This window comes from Hyphomicrobium sp. (assembly GCF_036833075.1).
Classification (GTDB): domain Bacteria; phylum Pseudomonadota; class Alphaproteobacteria; order Rhizobiales; family Hyphomicrobiaceae; genus Hyphomicrobium_C.
Map to the genome: position 1 here is coordinate 1 of NZ_DAITQL010000036.1, position 16,566 is coordinate 16,566.

A 16,566-nucleotide genomic window follows, 5' to 3' on the forward strand; every position below is an offset into this window, starting at 1 on the left:
CATAACCAGAACGGAGTCTACTTATAAACGAGTACCAATCGGGGGGAGGGTCACGTCCCAGAAGCGGAAGTGGCCGTCGGATATTCGGCGCTTCGAACTGCACCTCCCTGCACGTCTTCTTGTTGGTGGATAGCGGTCGAAACGCAGCGCGGCTGTCGCGTGCTCATGACCCATAGCAGTCCGAAGCAAGAGTGCGGCATTGCTGAGCTACCGACGACCGCCCTGACAAGATAGTGGTCGTCAATCGCACCTAAAAAAATGATCAGAGACTATTTCTTGTTTCCGTTCCTGCTTTGGGTCACGAGCGGTTTCAGGTACTTCGCCGTCCGACTATTCGCTACATCAGCAACTCTATCAGGCGTGCCGCTAGCGATGATGCGCCCCCCGTCTTCTCCAGCTCCAGGCCCAAGGTCGATGATCCAATCCACCTGCGCCAGGACGCGCATGTCATGTTCGACGACGACGACTGTGTTTCCCGCATCGACAAGTCCTTGCAGTTGGCGCATCAGGCGGTCGACGTCAGCAGGATGCAGGCCGGAGGTCGGTTCGTCGAGGATGTAGAGCGTGTTGCCATGTTGTGCGCGCTGGAGCTCGGTCGCCAGCTTGATGCGCTGCGCCTCTCCGCCCGAGAGTTCCGTCGCTGGCTGCCCGAGCCGCAGATAGCCGAGTCCGATCTCGCGCAACACGTTGAGCGGTCGCAGCACCTGCGGTTCATCGGCGAAGACCGCGCAGGCCTCGTCTACGGTCATCTGCAGCACTTGCGCGATGTTGCGGCCATGCCATTCAACTTCAAGCGTCTGAGGATTGTACCGGCTGCCGTGGCACGCCGAGCACGGCGCATAGACACTGGGCAGAAACAGCAGCTCGACCATCACGAAGCCTTCGCCCTCACAGGTCGGACAACGGCCCTGTGCGACGTTGAATGAAAACCGGCCTGCGCCGTAGTGGCGCCTTCGCGCCAAGGGCGTTTTGGCAAAGAGTTGGCGGACATGATCGAAGAGACCGGTGTACGTCGCCAGATTCGAGCGCGGCGTGCGGCCAATGGGCTTCTGGTCCACTTGAACAAGACGGCGGATGTGCTCCACGCCGCTCACGATGCGCCCTGCGGTGGCGTCCTGTGCCACCGCGAGCAAGGGGTCGACCTCGTCCTCCTCGGAAACGGCAACCGGGCGGCCAAGATGGTCGCTGACCAACTCGGGAAGTGCCTGGCTGACAAGACTGGATTTGCCCGAGCCCGAGATTCCCGTGACTGCCGTCAAGCAGCCGAGCGGAAACGCGGCATCCAGATCGTGCAGGTTGTTGCGCGCCACACTTTCCAAGCGCAGCCATCCCTTGGGCTTTCGCGGCGTCCGCTCGACTGCAGTCTGTTTATCGAACAGATAACGACGCGTGATGGAAGCCTCGACATCCGCCAGCCCCGCGGTCGGCCCGCTGTAGATCACCCGGCCACCCTTCTCTCCGGCGCCCGGTCCCACATCGACCAACCATTCGGCATGGCGGATCACGTCGAGATCGTGCTCGACGACGAACAGCGAATTACCCGCCGCCTTCAGCCGCTCGAGGATCGCGAGCAAGGCTTCTCCATCTGCCGGGTGCAACCCCGCTGAGGGCTCGTCGAGCACATAGACCACGCCGAAAAGCTGTGACGACACTTGGGTGGCAAGGCGCAGGCGTTGCAGCTCTCCGGAGGAGAGCGTCGGCGTGCTGCGGTCGAGCGAGATGTATCCGAGGCCAAGATCGATCAGCGGTCCGAGCCGTTCGAGCAATTCGGACGCCAGACGTTGGGCGGCCACCCGCTTTTCATCGGAGAGATTGGGTGTGCGGCGCACGTCGGGCGCGCTCTTGTGCGCCGAACCACCGGCAGCGACCCGACGTTCGACCGCTGCATCGCGGGAGGCTTTGTTGAGGACGTGGCCCTTTGCGGTGGCTGCGGCATTCCCGAACTCGCCGTGCACGACCGGCGTCAGCAGGTCTCTCAGCTTCAGCAGCGACAGATCACCGAACTCGGCGATGTCGAGCCCGGCGAATTTCACCGACAGGGCCTCGCGCTTCAGGCGCTTGCCATGACAGGTCGGGCAATCGCGGCCGATGATGTATTGAGAAACGCGCTTCTTCATCAGCGCGCTTTTCGTGTTTGCGAAGGTCTCCAGCACGTAGCGACGCGCGCCGGTGAAGGTGCCCTGGTAGCTCGGCTCCATGCGGCGTTTGAGGGCAACGCGGGTCTCATTGGGGGTAAAGCCCGCATAGACCGGCACCGTCGGCTGTTCATCGGTGAAGAGGATCCAGTCGCGATCCTTTTTCGGCAAGTCGCGCCATGGCGTATCGACGTCATAGCCGAGCGACACGAGGATATCGCGCAGGTTCTGGCCGTGCCACGCCGGCGGCCAAGCGGCGATCGCCCGCTCGCGAATGGTGAGCGTATCGTCGGGCACCATCGTCTTCTCGGTCGCGTCATAGACACGGCCGATCCCGTGGCAGGTCGGACAGGCCCCGGTGACGGTGTTGGGCGAGAAATCCTCCGCATAGAGCATCGGCTGATTGCGCGGATATTCGCCGACGCGCGAATAGAGCATCCGCACCAGGCTGGAGAGCGTGGTCACGCTGCCGACAGAGGACCGTGCGTTGGACGACCCGCGCTGTTGCTGCAATGCGACCGCAGGCGGCAACCCGTCGATCGCATCGACCTCCGGAACGCCGGCCTGGTCGATCAGGCGGCGGGCATAGGGCGCCACCGATTCCAGATAACGGCGTTGCGCTTCGGCATAGAGCGTGCCGAAGGCCAGAGACGACTTGCCCGAGCCGGATATGCCAGTGAACACCACGAAGGCATCGCGCGGAACATCGACATCGACATTCTTGAGGTTGTTCTGACGCGCTCCGCGGACTTGCACGCATGCGGGTCGCTCCACGTGTCCACCAACAGAGACGACCGACGTGATAGGTTGTTTCTTCTTCACTTCAATTTTTCCGCAGCATCCGCTTGTCCAGCCTTCTATACACCATCAAAAGAGCAACAAAATCGTTGGCGCCACAAGAAACGCGGCAATGGCCGCTTATGGGACGATGCGCCTCTCCGAACTCGACATCAAAAGGAGGCGATTGACCGTGTTGTCCTGAATGCCTTCGGTTGGGAAGGCGCAGGAGACGCGACCTTGGTTGATGGGAATGCAGGCCTTACCTATTGCCGCCTGAGCAGGCGCGTGCGTCTTCACGAAGCGAGCATTCAGGTGTTGAATGCGGGTCTCTCCGCAGCAATTGTGCAGCTAGCACATACTCCCTCCAAGGAAACATCACAGCTTGGCATAGGCTTCTATGGCAACCTTCTGCCAGGGCCTCTGGAGTGATGGCACTTGCACGACTGTGGTGGCAGGGCGGATTGTGGCGAACCAGCTCAAATGCACGCGCGCAACCGCTTCCGCATCCTCAATATCTCTCAAATAGACGACCGTTCGCACAACGTTAAACATGCGGCCTCCCGCATCTATGATCGCTTGTTCGATGAGCTTCAGGGCTGCGCTCGCTTGTTGGTCGGCATCACTTTCGGCGTAGTTGGGAGGCGCGCATGTCCCAGAGATATAGATGTCGTTTCCGACGCGGACGGCACGCGAATACCCGAAGATGGTCTCATGGACCGCACCCGAAGGGTGGTTTGCGCGTATCTGAAAACGACAGTCGTGCATCCGGATTTCCTAACGCGTTTGGCGCGCATTCATTCCTGCAATCTGCACACACGTCCATACCCAATCGCTCCAATCATTGGTCGGATTGCGAGCAGGGCGGCCGACTCTCCCGATGAGGTCGGCCGCCCTGTTGTCGGGTATTCAGTTGGGGAGCTGGAAGTAGTAGTGCCCAAAGAGCACAATGGCGACACCAGCCGCCAGCGCCAGATAGGGCAAGATTCCTGCACGCCGCTCACCGAGATCCTGACTCTTGAGGTCCAAATCGATCAGCATGTGATCCGGGAACCGTCCCTTGTCCTGCACATAGTGCCGGAACAGGAACACAGGAATGATCAGAAGCCCAAACAGGAGCCCATACCAGAGGGCGTTCGGGTTGCCCCAAACCTTGGCGCCGACACCCATAAGGAACAGGTTGAAGAATCCCAGCAACGCGTTGAAGCCGACAAGCCAATTGGGTGCCTTGTAGGGGCGCGGAATATGCGGGCTGTCGATGCGGTGAATCCAAGTCGATTGCAAGTTAAGGAAGATGAAGATCATGTAGCCGACGTTGGAGATCGACAGGATCAGATAGTACGCGGTAGCGTCGGATGCGGCGAACGTAAGCAGGCCCAGATTAAAAATGAGATCGGTCCACATGGCGCGCGTCGGCGCGCCATGCTCATTCGTGTGAGCCAGATACTTGGGAAGCCATCCGTCGACACCGCCCTGGTAGAGCGTGCGAGAGGAGCCTGCCATCGCCATCTGAATCGCCAGAATGAGGGCGAGGATCATCATCATCTCGAGGAGATGGGTGACGAACGGCGAGCCGCCGCCTACCATTTGCCCCATCGCCGCTGCGACACCGGTGCCATCGACGATGCCCGGTTGTGTCATGCCTTCGAGACCGAGGTGGCCCTGAAAGGTTGCAGCGACGAGGCTGTAGAGGACGACGCACAGGATACCGGCCGATATGATCGCCTTCTTCGTGTCCGATGCAGGGTTCTTGAACTCTCGCGTATAGCAGACGGCCGTCTCGAAGGCATAGGTCGACCAACCGGCGATAAAGAGTGCGCCGAAGAACAATGTCCAGCCGCCGTTGTCCCAGGCGCCCGTAGGAGGAACGAGCGGCGTGAAGTTGGTATACTCCACGCCGCCATTGAAGTACGGCACGATGCCGACGATCAGCATCGGGATGACCACCAGAAGTCCGATGACCGTCTGAACGCGCGCCGTGCCAAGAATGCCGCGATGCTGGATGGCAAAGGTAATCAGCATAAGAGCAGCGCCAATAAAGAAAGTCGGTCCAATCTCGATTTGCGCCAGCCCGAAAAATGAAAAGCTGGCGAGGACCATCGTACGGAGCGCCGGCGTCGAAGCCTCCGTCACAGCGGCAAGCGCAATCTTCGCCGCTTCCTCCACGGACTTGCCATCGATAGCGGCGGCATTGGCGGCGTTTTGCAACCACGCCGATACTTCCGGAGAGTCAGCCGTGAAGACGGGGATGGGGGCGATGGCATTGAGGATATAGCCTGCGGCAATCGTACAGCCAAGTGACAGAACTGGCGTCCAGGCGTACCAGTTGCACCAGACCGATAACGGCGCGATGAATTTGCTGTATCGCAGCCACGCAGCCGATCCATAGACGGCTGCGCCACCTGACTTGTTTTTGAAGAGACCGGCGATCTCAGCGTAGCTGTAAGCTTGAAAAAGCCCCATCACCACCGAGATCGACCAAACGAGAAAAGCAAGTTTTCCGGCGGTGGCTCCCATGCCGCCAATCGAGATGAGCACCAGAGCCGGAACTCCGCTCGCGATCCAGAAGGCTCCCTTCCAGTTGATCGTTCTGTGTAGACCGCCGGACTCGATGCCGGGATAGGCTTGCCCCGAACTGCCCGGACCGTCAGCACCCGAGATAACCGTATGTTGCATGAGTATCGCTCCCTAGGACTCCTCTCGAAGAAGAGGTTTTGTCTCAGCTTAGGCGGGGCATACTGCCGCAGAGTTGCAGCGCATGCAATAAACTTGCATTGCAGTATGTGCAAATAATTTGCCCTTCCGGTAAGTGCAGATACCGGAGAACGCTTGGTTGCAAAGGGGTAAAAGGTCGGGGCAAGATGGCTTTAAGGTCGTCAATCCATCCTTTAGTCTGGTGAGTGCAGCCCCATGGTAAAAGCAAGAGTGCGGCGTGCGCCGCCGCGTCGTCACCCTCATCTGGCCACTCAGGCCTCACAGGGTCAAAAGCCGCCCGACAAGGCCAACGTTCCGCTGGAAAAACGAATCGGCGAGGTTTTGAAACAGCTCCGGCTGGAGGCCAATCTTACCTTGGCGGACCTGAGCGCGGGATCGTCTATCTCGAGCGCCATGTTAAGCCGAATCGAGAACGGCATGGCGACGGCAAGCCTCGACGCCCTCGAACGCCTCTGCCACGCGCTCGGGATCGATCTATCGGACTTGTTCAAGCGGACCGACCACAAGAAAGGCACGGCACAGCTCGTCAAGCGGAGCGAGCAGATGGAAGTGGTCCGCGTCGGTACCAAATACGGCTACACCTACAAGCTGCTCTCCTACGACAAGGGGCCCAAAAAGCTCTTCGATCCCTTCTACATCGAGATGGACAAGAAGAGCCAATCCTACCCGCGCTTTTCCCATCCTGGCACCGAGTTCATCTACATGCTGCAGGGCCGCGTCGAGTATCGCTTTGGCGATTTCACGTATCTGCTCGAGCCTGGAGATGCGTTCACCTTCTCCGGCGATGTGGTCCACGGGCCAGAGCGGTTGCTCGACAATCAGGCGAAGTTCATATCGATCATCATGTACAATGATTAAGCTTCCGCGGCTTCGCGGGCGGGGTAAAAAAAAGCCGGGAGCTTTCGCTCCCGGCAGGCAGGGGGAGACGTCTCGCCATATCAGACGCCACCAGGAACCCCGTTCGTGCCAGCAAGCGGGATGCGTGCCATCGCGGCTGCCTCAGTAGTCAACGCAGAAAGATCCTCCGGTTCGAGGTTGTGGAGATGGTTCTTTCCGCAAGCACGGGCCAGCGTTCGAGGGAACGGGTGCGCGCCGTTGGTCGTATTGGCGGACTCGGTCGCCATGCGCGTGTGCGAGATGCCGTGCGTTCCCGAGATGCTCGCGATGGGGTCTTTGATGAGAAGACCGGCAATTCCACGCATCTCCATCTCCCCTTGAAGGCAACAGCGTTAGAAGAAGTTTAGGTACCGCTTGACCTCCCAATCGGAGACGTGGCGGTGATAGTCGATCCATTCCTCGCGCTTCAGCGTCACGAACTCATCGACAAAATCGACGCCAAGGGTGCTCCTCATGAGTTCACTTTTCGAGAGCGCATCGATCGCATCGTGAAGCGACTGGGGCAGGGTCCTGATGTTCTTGCTCGCGATTTCCTCGGATGTAAGCGCGTAGAAGTTTATGTTGTGCGGCTCGCCGGGATCGAGTTTGCGATCGATGCCATCGAGTCCTGCCGCAATGAGCGCGGCCTGAGCGAGATAAGGGTTCATGCCCGAGTCTCCGGTGCGGATCTCGATCCGCCCGTAAGGGATGCGCACCATGGCGGTGCGATTATTGTCGCCGTAGGCGACAAACGCCGGCGCCCAGGTGGTCCCTGACGCGGTACGGCCGACCACGAGACGTTTGTAGGAGTTGACGCTGGGCGCGAGCAGTGCGGTCAACGGCGCCGCGTGCGCCAACACGCCAGCGACAAAGTGATAGGCGAGCTGGGACAATCCCATGCCACGCTTGTCGGATGGGTCGTGGAATAGATTGCATCCCGACGCATCGGCAATGGAGCAATGGATGTGCATGCCGTTTCCGGTGGTCGAGCTCTTGGGCTTGGGCATGAAAGAGCAGATTGCACCAAGCTCATGCGCAATCTCACAGGCTGCCATCTTGAATAGGATAATCTGGTCCGCCGACGTCAGTGCGTCGGCATATTTGAAGTTGATCTCATACTGGCCATTCCCGTCCTCGTGATCGATCTGGTACACGTCGATGCCGAGCGCCTGTAGGCTTTCAGTGACGCGTTCAAGGAACACGCGCACCCGCGACAGGCCCCGATAGTCGTAGGCGGGCTTCTGCAGGATGTCCGTGCCATCGAAAGGAACGATGGATCCATCAGCCGTGCGCTCGAGCAGGCTGAACTCCGGCTCTATGCCGGTGTTCAAGACCCACCCACGCTCGGCGAGACGCGCGATCTGGCCCTTCAGGATATTGCGCGCGTCAATGGGGTGAGGCTTTCCGGAGACGGTGCCAGTTCCCATCATGCGGGCATATCCCGGCGCCCAAGGGATAAGCGTGAGGGTCGAGAGATCGCCGACCAGCATGTACTCGGCCTCATGCGGCGCAAGACGCATGCCGAACACGCCGCCGCCGGCAAAGCCGACGCCATCGGTGATGATGTCCTCGAGATGGTCGACCGGTACGGCCTTGCTCTTGGCCACACCGTAGATGTCGACGAACTGGGCCAGAACATACCGCACGTGATGCTGCGCGAGAAACAGCTTGGCGGTTTGAATGTCGATATTTTGCGGCGCAACAAGCTGCCCAGCTAAGTTACGCGAATCCCAATGCGCGATCGTCATGGGTGATCTTTCCTTGATGCGTCGTTCCCTGGTGCTGGGAGCTTTTCTTCGCGGTATCCACGTTTTCGCTGGCTTTGCTCGCCGCACTTTGCGTACCGATGTATTGCATGTTATGCAATATATTTGTATGTAGGGCAATATTGGACTTTGGGGGCAAACGTGGGTTTTGATGAGTTTCTGGAGAAGGGCTCGATTGCTGAGGAGCCTGTCCTAACGGCAGGTGATCTCGCCCGTGGTCATCTTAAGCCGACGAGGGGGCTTACATTTCGACCTTACTGGTGGGAGGCCGCGCCTCGCCAGCACACGTCCCCGGCGCTGCCGAAGCGCAGCGATGTTGTCATTGTCGGGTCAGGTTTCACTGGCCTCTCTGCCGCGCTTACGCTGCTGCGTCACGGCCGATCGGTCGTGGTGCTCGAGCGCGGCGTGCCAGGCTATGGGGCGAGCACGCGCAATGGCGGGCAAATCGGCAGCGGCAATCAGAAATTTCGCGTCAAGCGTCTGATCGAGTTGCGTGGACCTGCGAAGGCGGCGGCGATGCTGCGTGAGGGCGTGCGTATGCTCGACTACATCGAGCATCTGATCGCGACCGAGAAGATCGCATGCCACTTCAAGCGCTGCGGGCGCTTCCGCGCCGCGGTGCAGCCAGAGCATTACGAATCCATGGCGCGAGACATGGAAGACTTGCACGCCATCGCGGATGTCGAGAGCTTCATGGTGCCCAAATCCGAGCTCCATAGCGAGATCGGAACCGATGTGTTTTTCGGCGGCTCGATCTTGCCGCAAGACGCCTCACTCCATCCCGGGCTCTACCATGCAGGGCTCATGCAGCGGATACAGGAAGGCGGCGGACATATCATCGGCAATGCCGCCGCCCAAGACATTTCCGGAGACGAGCATGACGGACATTCAATCACGACGCCGCTCGGCTCCATCAAGGCGCGCGACGTCATTATAGCAACGAACGGCTACACGGATGGTCTCGTGCCGGAACTCGGCCGGCGTATCGTGCCGATCGGATCAGGCCTGATCGCCACGGGAGAAATTCCGGAAGACACGCTTTCCCGTCTGTTGCCGAAGAACCGGGTGTACGGAAACACCAACCGCGTCTTCTACTATTTCCGGGCCGCCCCCGGAGAGCGGCGCCTGATCTGGGGCGGACGCGTCGGGCGGCTTGCCAACAACACATCACCTTTGGCCTTTCGGCATCTCGCGCGGGACATGCTGCACGTCTTCCCGGAGCTGGCGGATGTGCCGGTGACGCATGGCTGGGACGGAACGATCGGCTACACGTACGACGAGGTACCCCATCTCGGACGCGCCGCAACAGGCATGTACTACGCTCTTGGCTACTGCGGAACCGGCGTGTCTAGGGCCACCTACTTTGGAAATAAGATCGCGCTGCAGCTTCTAGGTCGAAGCGACGGACGTACGGCCTTCGACGATCTTAGCTTTCCGAGCTTTCCCGTCCATACGCTCGCAAAGAGGGCGGTACCGGTCGTCGAGACTTGGTACCGCTTCCTTGATGCGACGAAACGTTGACATTTGCAAAAACCTAAGGAGCTAGCCGCATGACAAAATCGACAACGACGGTGCGCAAGAACATTTCCTCGGGAGGTGCCTACGAATCCGTGTTCGGCTATTCGCGCGCCGTGCGCGCGGGCGACGATGTCCATGTCTCGGGAACGTGTGCGCCAGCCGAGCAGGAAGGAAAGGATGCCTATATCCAGGCCCGGGCCGCTCTCGAAATTATCGAAAAGGCGCTGCGTGAGGCTGGAGCAGGTCTTGAGCACGTTGTGCGCACAGTCGTCTATCTTCGCGACATCAAGGATGCAGATGACGTTGCGCGAGCCCACCTCGAGCGCTTCGATAAGGTCCGACCCGCTAGCACGCTCGTGCAGGTCACGTCGATGCTGCGTCCCTGGCAAAGGGTCGAGATTGAAGCCTATGCGAAGCTCAGCTCTGAATTGTAGGGGTATGAATAACCATCAAAGGCTGGCGCCTTGGCCGCTTCGACGTAGATGCCTACTTCAAGAGGCGCGCGCTCGCAGAATAGTTAGGTCGCGCACGCACATATTGTCAGAGCGAGAAACTCATCGTTCATGTAGGAGACAGCAAGCAGGTGAGGCGGACGGCGGACGTGCTCTCGTATTGCGCTCGCCTTGCGTAGTGCGAATGCAATGAGCACAGCCCAAGGCGTCGCGACGTCGTTCTCTCCCTGGTTTTCCGCTCGAACTCCGTATGCAAGCCCTTTGTGCGCCGTGCTTCCTCTTAGGCTTGCTTAAACGCCTCCGCATCGGCGTACGGGAACCACCAGAAGTCTTGGTTGGACGCTGTCGGATCGATCATGACAAACTTGGAGTTCTGGAACTGTGCCAAGCCCTCGGGCCCGAGTTGTCGCCCCGTTCCGGAAAGCTTGCGCCCACCGAACGGAAGTGCGTCATTGTCGAGCAAAGGCGCGTTGATCCATAGGATTCCGGACTCGATCTCGCGCACGGCGCGGAACGTCTCGTCCATGTCGCGGGAGTACAGATTCGCTCCAAGGCCATATTGCGATCGATTGGCGAGCGTAATGGCCTCGTCGAAATCCGAAACCTTGCAGATCGGTGCGACGGGCCCAAACGGTTCCTCGTTGAGGATCTCCATGTCAGGTGTCACGCCGGTCAGGACAGTCGGCTCGACGAACCAGCCGCGGTTATGCTCGGCAGGACGGCCGCCGCCTGTGGCGGTCTTGGCGCCCTGCTCGCGGGCGCGCGCGATGAGGCCCTCGTATCGCTCGCGCTGCCGCCGCGTGGCGAGCGGTCCCATATCGACCGGACCGAGCCCATTGCCAACCCGAAGTTTGCGCGCCTCGGACACGAGCCCCTCGACGAACTCGTCGTGGATCTTCTCGTGCACGTAGAAGCGCTCCGCCGATGTGCAAACTTGGCCGCAATTGAGATAGGCCGCAAACGCGGCGCCCCGGATAGCCATGTCAAGGGGAGCCGAGGGCATTACAATGAAGGGATCGTTGCCCGAGGCTTCGATCAGGCAGGGTTTGAACGTCTCGGCACACGTGCGGGCTACCGCCTGTCCGACCGCGACCGACCCGGTGTAGGCGACGCCATGTGTGCCTGAGCTCGCTATCAGGCGCTGGCCAACACGCGCGCCGCCTGTGACGACCTGCATAAGGCCCGGCGGAAGTGTGGAGAACACCTCCATGAACTTGAGTGTCGTGAGGCTCGTCTGCTCGTGAGGCTTGATGATCACCGCGTTGCCGGCGGCAAGCGCCGCTGCTGCCTCCCAGCACAACAGCACCAGCGGATAGTTGAAGGGAAGTACGATGACGATCGTACCGAGCGGTTCCTTGATGCTGAAGTGGAATTGCCCGGGAACCGTCGCGCCGGCAATGCGTCCCGTCTCATGACGCGCAAGTTCGGCATAATAATCGATGGCCGTCGCGCACCAGGACACTTCGTCGACGGATTCCTTGTAAGGCTTCCCCTCCTCGCGCGTCAGGCACTCCGCATATGGAGCCTTGTCCTGTCTCAAGAGCGCTGCAATGTCGTGAAGAATAACGGCACGGCTGCGCGAATCCATGCCCATCCACGCGCGTCGCGCGGAATTGGCGCGTTCGATCGCGTAGTCCACCTCGCCGTCGGTCGTGTCGGCGATACGGCCGGCGTGCTCTTCCGTCGCGGGATCGATCACGTCGAAGTGCTCCGTCGCGCGGCTGGTCTCGAAACGGCCGTCAACGTAGATTTTCCCCGAGAGCAGCGCGAAGTCTTGCAATGCCGTCATGATCGTTCTCCCGTGCAGGTGACTTACGGTAGCGCCGAAGATTTGGAGCCAAAACCTCCCTCCGGCCTTATTGCGCTCAGGCTCGGATGCGTTGGGATTTGGGGTCGTACCAGGGCCCGAGCTGAACCTGTGCGGGGTACCGCTCGCACGCGATCTCCACCTCGAAAGTCTGTGTGGCGAGGAGCTCTGCCGTAACACCGCTGTCATCCGACACGTAGCCGAGGCCGAGCGGGGCCCCGATGCGGTGTCCGTATGCGCCAGAGGTTACGGAGCCTACGATCGTATTCCCACACCAGATCGGCTCGTCGTGATGCAAAAGCTTGCTTCCAGCGTCCCGGACGGAAATCTGAACAAGCCGGCGGGTCGGAGGTCCGAGATCGCGTTGACGCAGCAGCGCATCACGACCTATGAAACCACCCGTCTTGTCGAAGGCAACGGCAAAGCCTAACCCTGCCTCAAGCGGTGTGTCTTCGTCTCCGATGTCGTGCCCCCAGTGCCGATAGCCCTTTTCCATGCGCATCGAATTGATGGCGAAGAACCCGCCATGGCGAAGTCCGAGGTCGGCGCCGGCTGCCAGGATCGTATCGAATACGTGCGAGCCGAACTCCGCAGGAATCGCGAGCTCCCAGCCGAGCTCGCCTACAAAAGTCACGCGGCTCGCCCGGACACGCGCGTAGCCGACCTCGACCTCGCGACTCGATCCGAACGGAAAGGCAGCGGTGGAGAAATCATCCGGCGAGATCCGCGACAGGAGCTCCCGTGACCCGGGCCCCATGACGGCAAGCGTCGCCCAGCCTGATGTGACATCGCTTGCGAAGACGTTGGCGTCCTTCGGGAGGTGCCGCTTGAGCCACGCAAAGTCGCGCGTTTGCGAAGCGGCGATCGTCACGATCAGAAATGATGTCTCGCTTATCCGCGTTACCGTTACGTCCGCCTCGATACCCCCGCGCTCGTTAAGCCATTGCGTGTATACGAGCCGCCCAGCCGGGGCGTCGATATTGTTCGCGCAGACGCGGTTGAGCGCCGCGCAAGCATCCCGACCCTCAACGAGGAACTTGGGAAAGCAGCTCTGGTCGAACAGCGTGACGTTGTCGCGCGTGTTCCGGCATTCTTCCCCGCAAACGTCGAACCAGTTCTGCCGGCCGTACGAGTAGATAAGTTCCGGGCGAACGCCGGCGCACGCAAAAAATCCCGGACGTTCGTAGCCGGCAGCCTCAGTCATGCAGGCGCCGGAGGCCCGGAGCTTATCGTGGAATGGACTGCGCCGGACGCCGCGCGCCGTGGCGTACTGGCGATTTGGCCAGTGCATATCGAACAGGAGGCCGAGCGTCTCTTTGGTCCGCTCGAAGAGAAAGCGGCGGTTTGACTGGAATGGAACCATTCGACGGACGTCCACGTCCGAGAGATCGGCCGGTGGGTGACCGTCCCGAATCCAGAGCGAGAGCATCTTGCCGACCCCGCCTGACGAGAGAATGCCGATGGAGTTGAAGCCGCAGGCACAGAAGAGGTTATCGACCTCCGCCGTCTCGCCGAGCAGGTACCGGTCATCCGGCGTGAAGCTCTCGGGACCGTTGAAAAAGAGCTGAATGCCGGTGCTCGCCAATGCCGGCACCCTGCGTACGGCCTGTTCGAGTATGGGCTCGAAGTGATCGAGGTCCTCAGGCAGCGTGTCGAAGCAAAAATCCTTTGGGATCCCAGCCGCACCCCAAGGCTTGGCCTCTTTCTCGAAGCAGCCAATGAGGAGCTTACCCGCATCCTCCTTATAGTAGGTCTGCTCGTCCGAGACGAAGAGAACCGGCAGATCTCCGGGCAAACCAGCGACAGGCTCTGTCACGGCGTAGAAGTGTTCGGCGGCATGTAGCGGAAGGGAAACGCCCACTTCGGCGGCGAGTTCGCGGGACCACATTCCGCCACAGATGACGACCTTCCCGGCACGCACTTCCCCCTTGTCGGTCAAAGCGCCGACGGCGCGTCCATGCTCCACGATAATGCGAAGAACGGGTGTGTTTTCGACAATGCGCACGCCGCCGCTCCGCGCCCCCTTGGCAAGTGCCATCGTCACGTCCGCGGCATTGACCTGCCCGTCGTTGGGCGACCAGAGACCACCGATGATCCCGTGCGTGTCGAGCGGGGGCCAGCGATCTTTAATCTCACCGAGCGTGACAACATCGATCGGGAGGCCAAAATTGCGGCCCATGGAGGCGCCGCGTTTCAGCTCTTCGAAACGGTCCTCGGTCTTGGCAAGCCGAAGTGCACCGTTCTGCTTGAAACCCGTCGATTGCCCGGTTTCCGCCTCCAGACTGCGGAAGAGCTCGCCTGTGTACTTCGCGAGTTCGGTCATGTTGCGGGTGGCGCGCAGCTGCGTGACGAGCCCCGCCGCGTGCCACGTGGTCCCGCACGTCAGTTGCCTGCGCTCGCAGAGCAGAACATCGCTGATGCCAACCTTCGTCAGGTGATAGGCGACCGAACATCCGGCTATACCGCCGCCGATGATCAGAACCTCGACCTTGCTTGGGAGATCTTGGGCCACGGCGTCTCCGACGGAGTCATCTAGTAGCTCGGTGGCGTGATCGCCCAGATCACCACCGTCTTCGTCCTGCCGGGGTTGCGATAGCGGTGTGGGAGGCTGCTTTCGAAGGCGAAACTGTCGCCTTCCTCGAGCACGAAATGTTTGTCTCCCACCCACACCTCGAGCCGGCCCGAGATGACGATGCCGGTCTCCTCGCCGCGATGGGCGTAGGCTACGTTGCCGCTTGTCGCGCCCGGCGCGAACGTACAGCGGAGCAATTCCAGCTGCCGATCGAGATTCGGAGAGAGGAGCTCGTCGGTAATGCCGGTGCTGAACTTCAGTCGCCGCCTCTGCGCCGCGCGGACGACTATATCTCGTTCGGTCGCCGACTTTTCGTCCCCTGGCTTGAAGAACCAGCCGATCGTGACGCCGAGAGCCCGACTGATGGCGTGAAGGGCATCGACCGTCGGGCTGGAAAGGCCTCGCTCGATCTGGCTCAGATAGCCAATCGAAAGGCCCGTCGTGGCTGCGAGGTCTTGCAGCGTGATGTCGCGCGCGTTGCGGAGTGACCGCACCTCGCCGCCCACGAACACAGCATCTTCGTCGAGCTTTCCGGCCTCCACGGGCAGTTCTTCGAGATTCGTGGGCCGCAACATACGAGGAAGAGACATAGGCCGTGCTCCTGAGCGTCATCTCAGGATAGACACTCTCGTGAAAAAAACAATCATATTTTTCATGAAAATTCTGTCTCAAAAATTCATTGTGGCAGAGGTAGTGGGTCATGGCGCATGGTACGCGGCCCGGAATCAAAGATGGCGCCTCCGTGCTCGATCTGAAATCCAGCGTCGATACCCAGCTCGTCCAGAAGGGACGTGTCGGTCGCTCCGTTTGGCGCGCCGATGATCCGCTCGACGCCAATGCTGCGCGCTTCGCGATAGAGGAAGAGGTCGTCCGGTGAGGGAGATGAGATTGCCGTTGCTATCAGCGTTGCGTGCCCACCATCTCCCATTGAGGGCACCCACTGAATATGTCGCTTCAACCGCTTACGCGGCCATCACCAGCGGTTCCGCTGATATCCCGACGCGACCAATCACCGGCAAGACGCTGTAATCCGATAGGTGAAGCCTCCCGGTGCATAATCGAAGCGCGGAGGTCCGCCCGAGCTTGCTACGGCTTTCTCCAGCAGAATTGTTCCAAATCCTCTGCGTTCCGGAGCAGCGACGGGAGGACCACCCCGTTCCTGCCAGACCAGCGTAACCGTCGGTTCCGCCTCAGCGGCATTGAGATGCCAGCAAATCGAGACTTTGCCGGTCGGCACGGTCAAAGATCCGTATTTGACTGCGTTCGTAGCCAGCTCGTGAATGATAAGAGCGAAGCCTTGAGCGGCCCTCGCGCTGAGAAAGATCGGGGGTCCCTCGATCGAAATTCGCGCGCCGAAGCTATCGACGACGCGGTGGACAATGTGATCCAGGAGGGCGCCGCCTCCGCCCTCCTCGAATATGAGGTCCTGAGCCTTGGCAAGCGAATGGAGCCGGGCAAACAATGCTTCGCTGCCACCACCCCCGGGGCGCAGACTGGCGGAGGCGATGGAAAGAATGACCGACAGCAAGTTCTTTGTGCGATGCTGCAGCTCGCGGGCCAGAAGCTCGTAACGCTCCAGCAGAGCCCGGGCTTCATACTGGCGGTGGCGGGACCGCAGCGCTGTCCTCGCCAAACTGACGAGCGTGGTCGGATGGAACGGCCGCTCAAGAAAATTGATGTTGCCAAACCGTTCCTGGAGGGCCGCCGCGGCGCGGTTCCGGCTCGGCGCATCGACACGCGCAGTGAGCATGATGACCGGCAAATCCGACCAGCTGGGCTGTGCCTTAATCCATTCGCTGACATGCTCGCGTACGGCGGCTTGCGCCGAAACTTCTTCGCTCAACACCGCAAAGCCCGCGCCGCTCTTGAGCTCCACGACGAACTCACCCTCGTCAGCACAGACTATGACGACAAACCCGGCCTCGGTCAGCAGTTGCGAGGCCACCTC

13 protein-coding genes are annotated in these 16,566 nt (G+C 60.4%); 4 read left to right on the forward strand and 9 right to left on the reverse strand.

Annotated features, from left to right (window positions below; all coding sequences use genetic code 11):
• Nucleotides 1-269: 269 nt before the first annotated feature.
• The 3 genes from V7082_RS11880 to V7082_RS11890 all read right to left on the reverse strand — a co-directional run bounded on the left by V7082_RS11880 (nucleotide 270) and on the right by V7082_RS11890 (nucleotide 5,588).
• Nucleotides 270-2,957: an excinuclease ABC subunit A gene (locus tag V7082_RS11880; protein ID WP_442909787.1), complete on the reverse strand. Its 2,688-nt coding sequence runs from the start codon at nucleotides 2,955-2,957 to the stop codon at nucleotides 270-272.
• Between the two features lie 333 nt (nucleotides 2,958-3,290).
• Nucleotides 3,291-3,680: a Rid family hydrolase gene (locus V7082_RS11885; RefSeq protein WP_334148769.1), complete on the reverse strand. Its 390-nt coding sequence runs from the start codon at nucleotides 3,678-3,680 to the stop codon at nucleotides 3,291-3,293.
• A 141-nt stretch (nucleotides 3,681-3,821) separates the two neighbouring features.
• The gene (locus tag V7082_RS11890) at nucleotides 3,822-5,588 is read right to left on the reverse strand and encodes an APC family permease (protein ID WP_334148771.1); all 1,767 of its coding nucleotides are present in this window, start codon (nucleotides 5,586-5,588) and stop codon (nucleotides 3,822-3,824) included.
• Nucleotides 5,589-5,822: 234 nt separating this feature from the next.
• Between V7082_RS11890 and V7082_RS11895 the strand changes: the two genes are divergently transcribed.
• Complete coding sequence (locus V7082_RS11895) at nucleotides 5,823-6,485, forward strand: helix-turn-helix domain-containing protein (RefSeq protein WP_334148773.1); 663 nt, start codon at nucleotides 5,823-5,825, stop codon at nucleotides 6,483-6,485.
• An 80-nt stretch (nucleotides 6,486-6,565) separates the two neighbouring features.
• Here V7082_RS11895 and V7082_RS11900 read toward each other — a convergent pair whose 3' ends face one another.
• Nucleotides 6,566-6,829 (reverse strand): hypothetical protein, encoded by a 264-nt coding sequence (locus tag V7082_RS11900; RefSeq protein WP_334148837.1) that lies wholly within the window; start codon nucleotides 6,827-6,829, stop codon nucleotides 6,566-6,568.
• 27 nt (nucleotides 6,830-6,856) lie between these two features.
• Entirely contained in the window at nucleotides 6,857-8,251 is a 1,395-nt protein-coding gene (gene glnT / locus V7082_RS11905) for a type III glutamate--ammonia ligase (protein ID WP_334148775.1), read from the reverse strand.
• A 159-nt stretch (nucleotides 8,252-8,410) separates the two neighbouring features.
• Here glnT and V7082_RS11910 point away from each other — a divergent pair, with 159 nt between their 5' ends.
• Nucleotides 8,411-9,790 (forward strand): NAD(P)/FAD-dependent oxidoreductase, encoded by a 1,380-nt coding sequence (locus V7082_RS11910; protein ID WP_334148776.1) that lies wholly within the window; start codon nucleotides 8,411-8,413, stop codon nucleotides 9,788-9,790.
• A gap of 29 nt (nucleotides 9,791-9,819) precedes the next feature.
• Nucleotides 9,820-10,221, forward strand: a complete 402-nt coding sequence (locus V7082_RS11915) for a RidA family protein (RefSeq protein ID WP_334148778.1) — start codon at nucleotides 9,820-9,822, stop codon at nucleotides 10,219-10,221.
• A gap of 298 nt (nucleotides 10,222-10,519) precedes the next feature.
• Here the strand turns inward: V7082_RS11915 and V7082_RS11920 are convergent, their stop codons facing one another.
• The 3 genes from V7082_RS11920 to V7082_RS11930 all read right to left on the reverse strand — a co-directional run bounded on the left by V7082_RS11920 (nucleotide 10,520) and on the right by V7082_RS11930 (nucleotide 15,208).
• Entirely contained in the window at nucleotides 10,520-12,028 is a 1,509-nt protein-coding gene (locus V7082_RS11920; protein WP_334148780.1) for an aldehyde dehydrogenase family protein, read from the reverse strand.
• A 76-nt stretch (nucleotides 12,029-12,104) separates the two neighbouring features.
• Complete coding sequence (locus V7082_RS11925; RefSeq protein WP_334148782.1) at nucleotides 12,105-14,558, reverse strand: GcvT family protein; 2,454 nt, start codon at nucleotides 14,556-14,558, stop codon at nucleotides 12,105-12,107.
• Between the two features lie 20 nt (nucleotides 14,559-14,578).
• Nucleotides 14,579-15,208: a helix-turn-helix domain-containing protein gene (locus tag V7082_RS11930; RefSeq protein ID WP_334148784.1), complete on the reverse strand. Its 630-nt coding sequence runs from the start codon at nucleotides 15,206-15,208 to the stop codon at nucleotides 14,579-14,581.
• 152 nt (nucleotides 15,209-15,360) lie between these two features.
• Here V7082_RS11930 and V7082_RS11935 point away from each other — a divergent pair, with 152 nt between their 5' ends.
• A complete protein-coding gene (locus V7082_RS11935; protein ID WP_334148786.1) occupies nucleotides 15,361-15,495 on the forward strand; it encodes a hypothetical protein in 135 nt (44 codons plus the stop codon).
• Between the two features lie 132 nt (nucleotides 15,496-15,627).
• Here the strand turns inward: V7082_RS11935 and V7082_RS11940 are convergent, their stop codons facing one another.
• The gene (locus tag V7082_RS11940; protein ID WP_334148788.1) at nucleotides 15,628-16,563 is read right to left on the reverse strand and encodes a sensor histidine kinase; all 936 of its coding nucleotides are present in this window, start codon (nucleotides 16,561-16,563) and stop codon (nucleotides 15,628-15,630) included.
• Nucleotides 16,564-16,566: the final 3 nt, after the last annotated feature.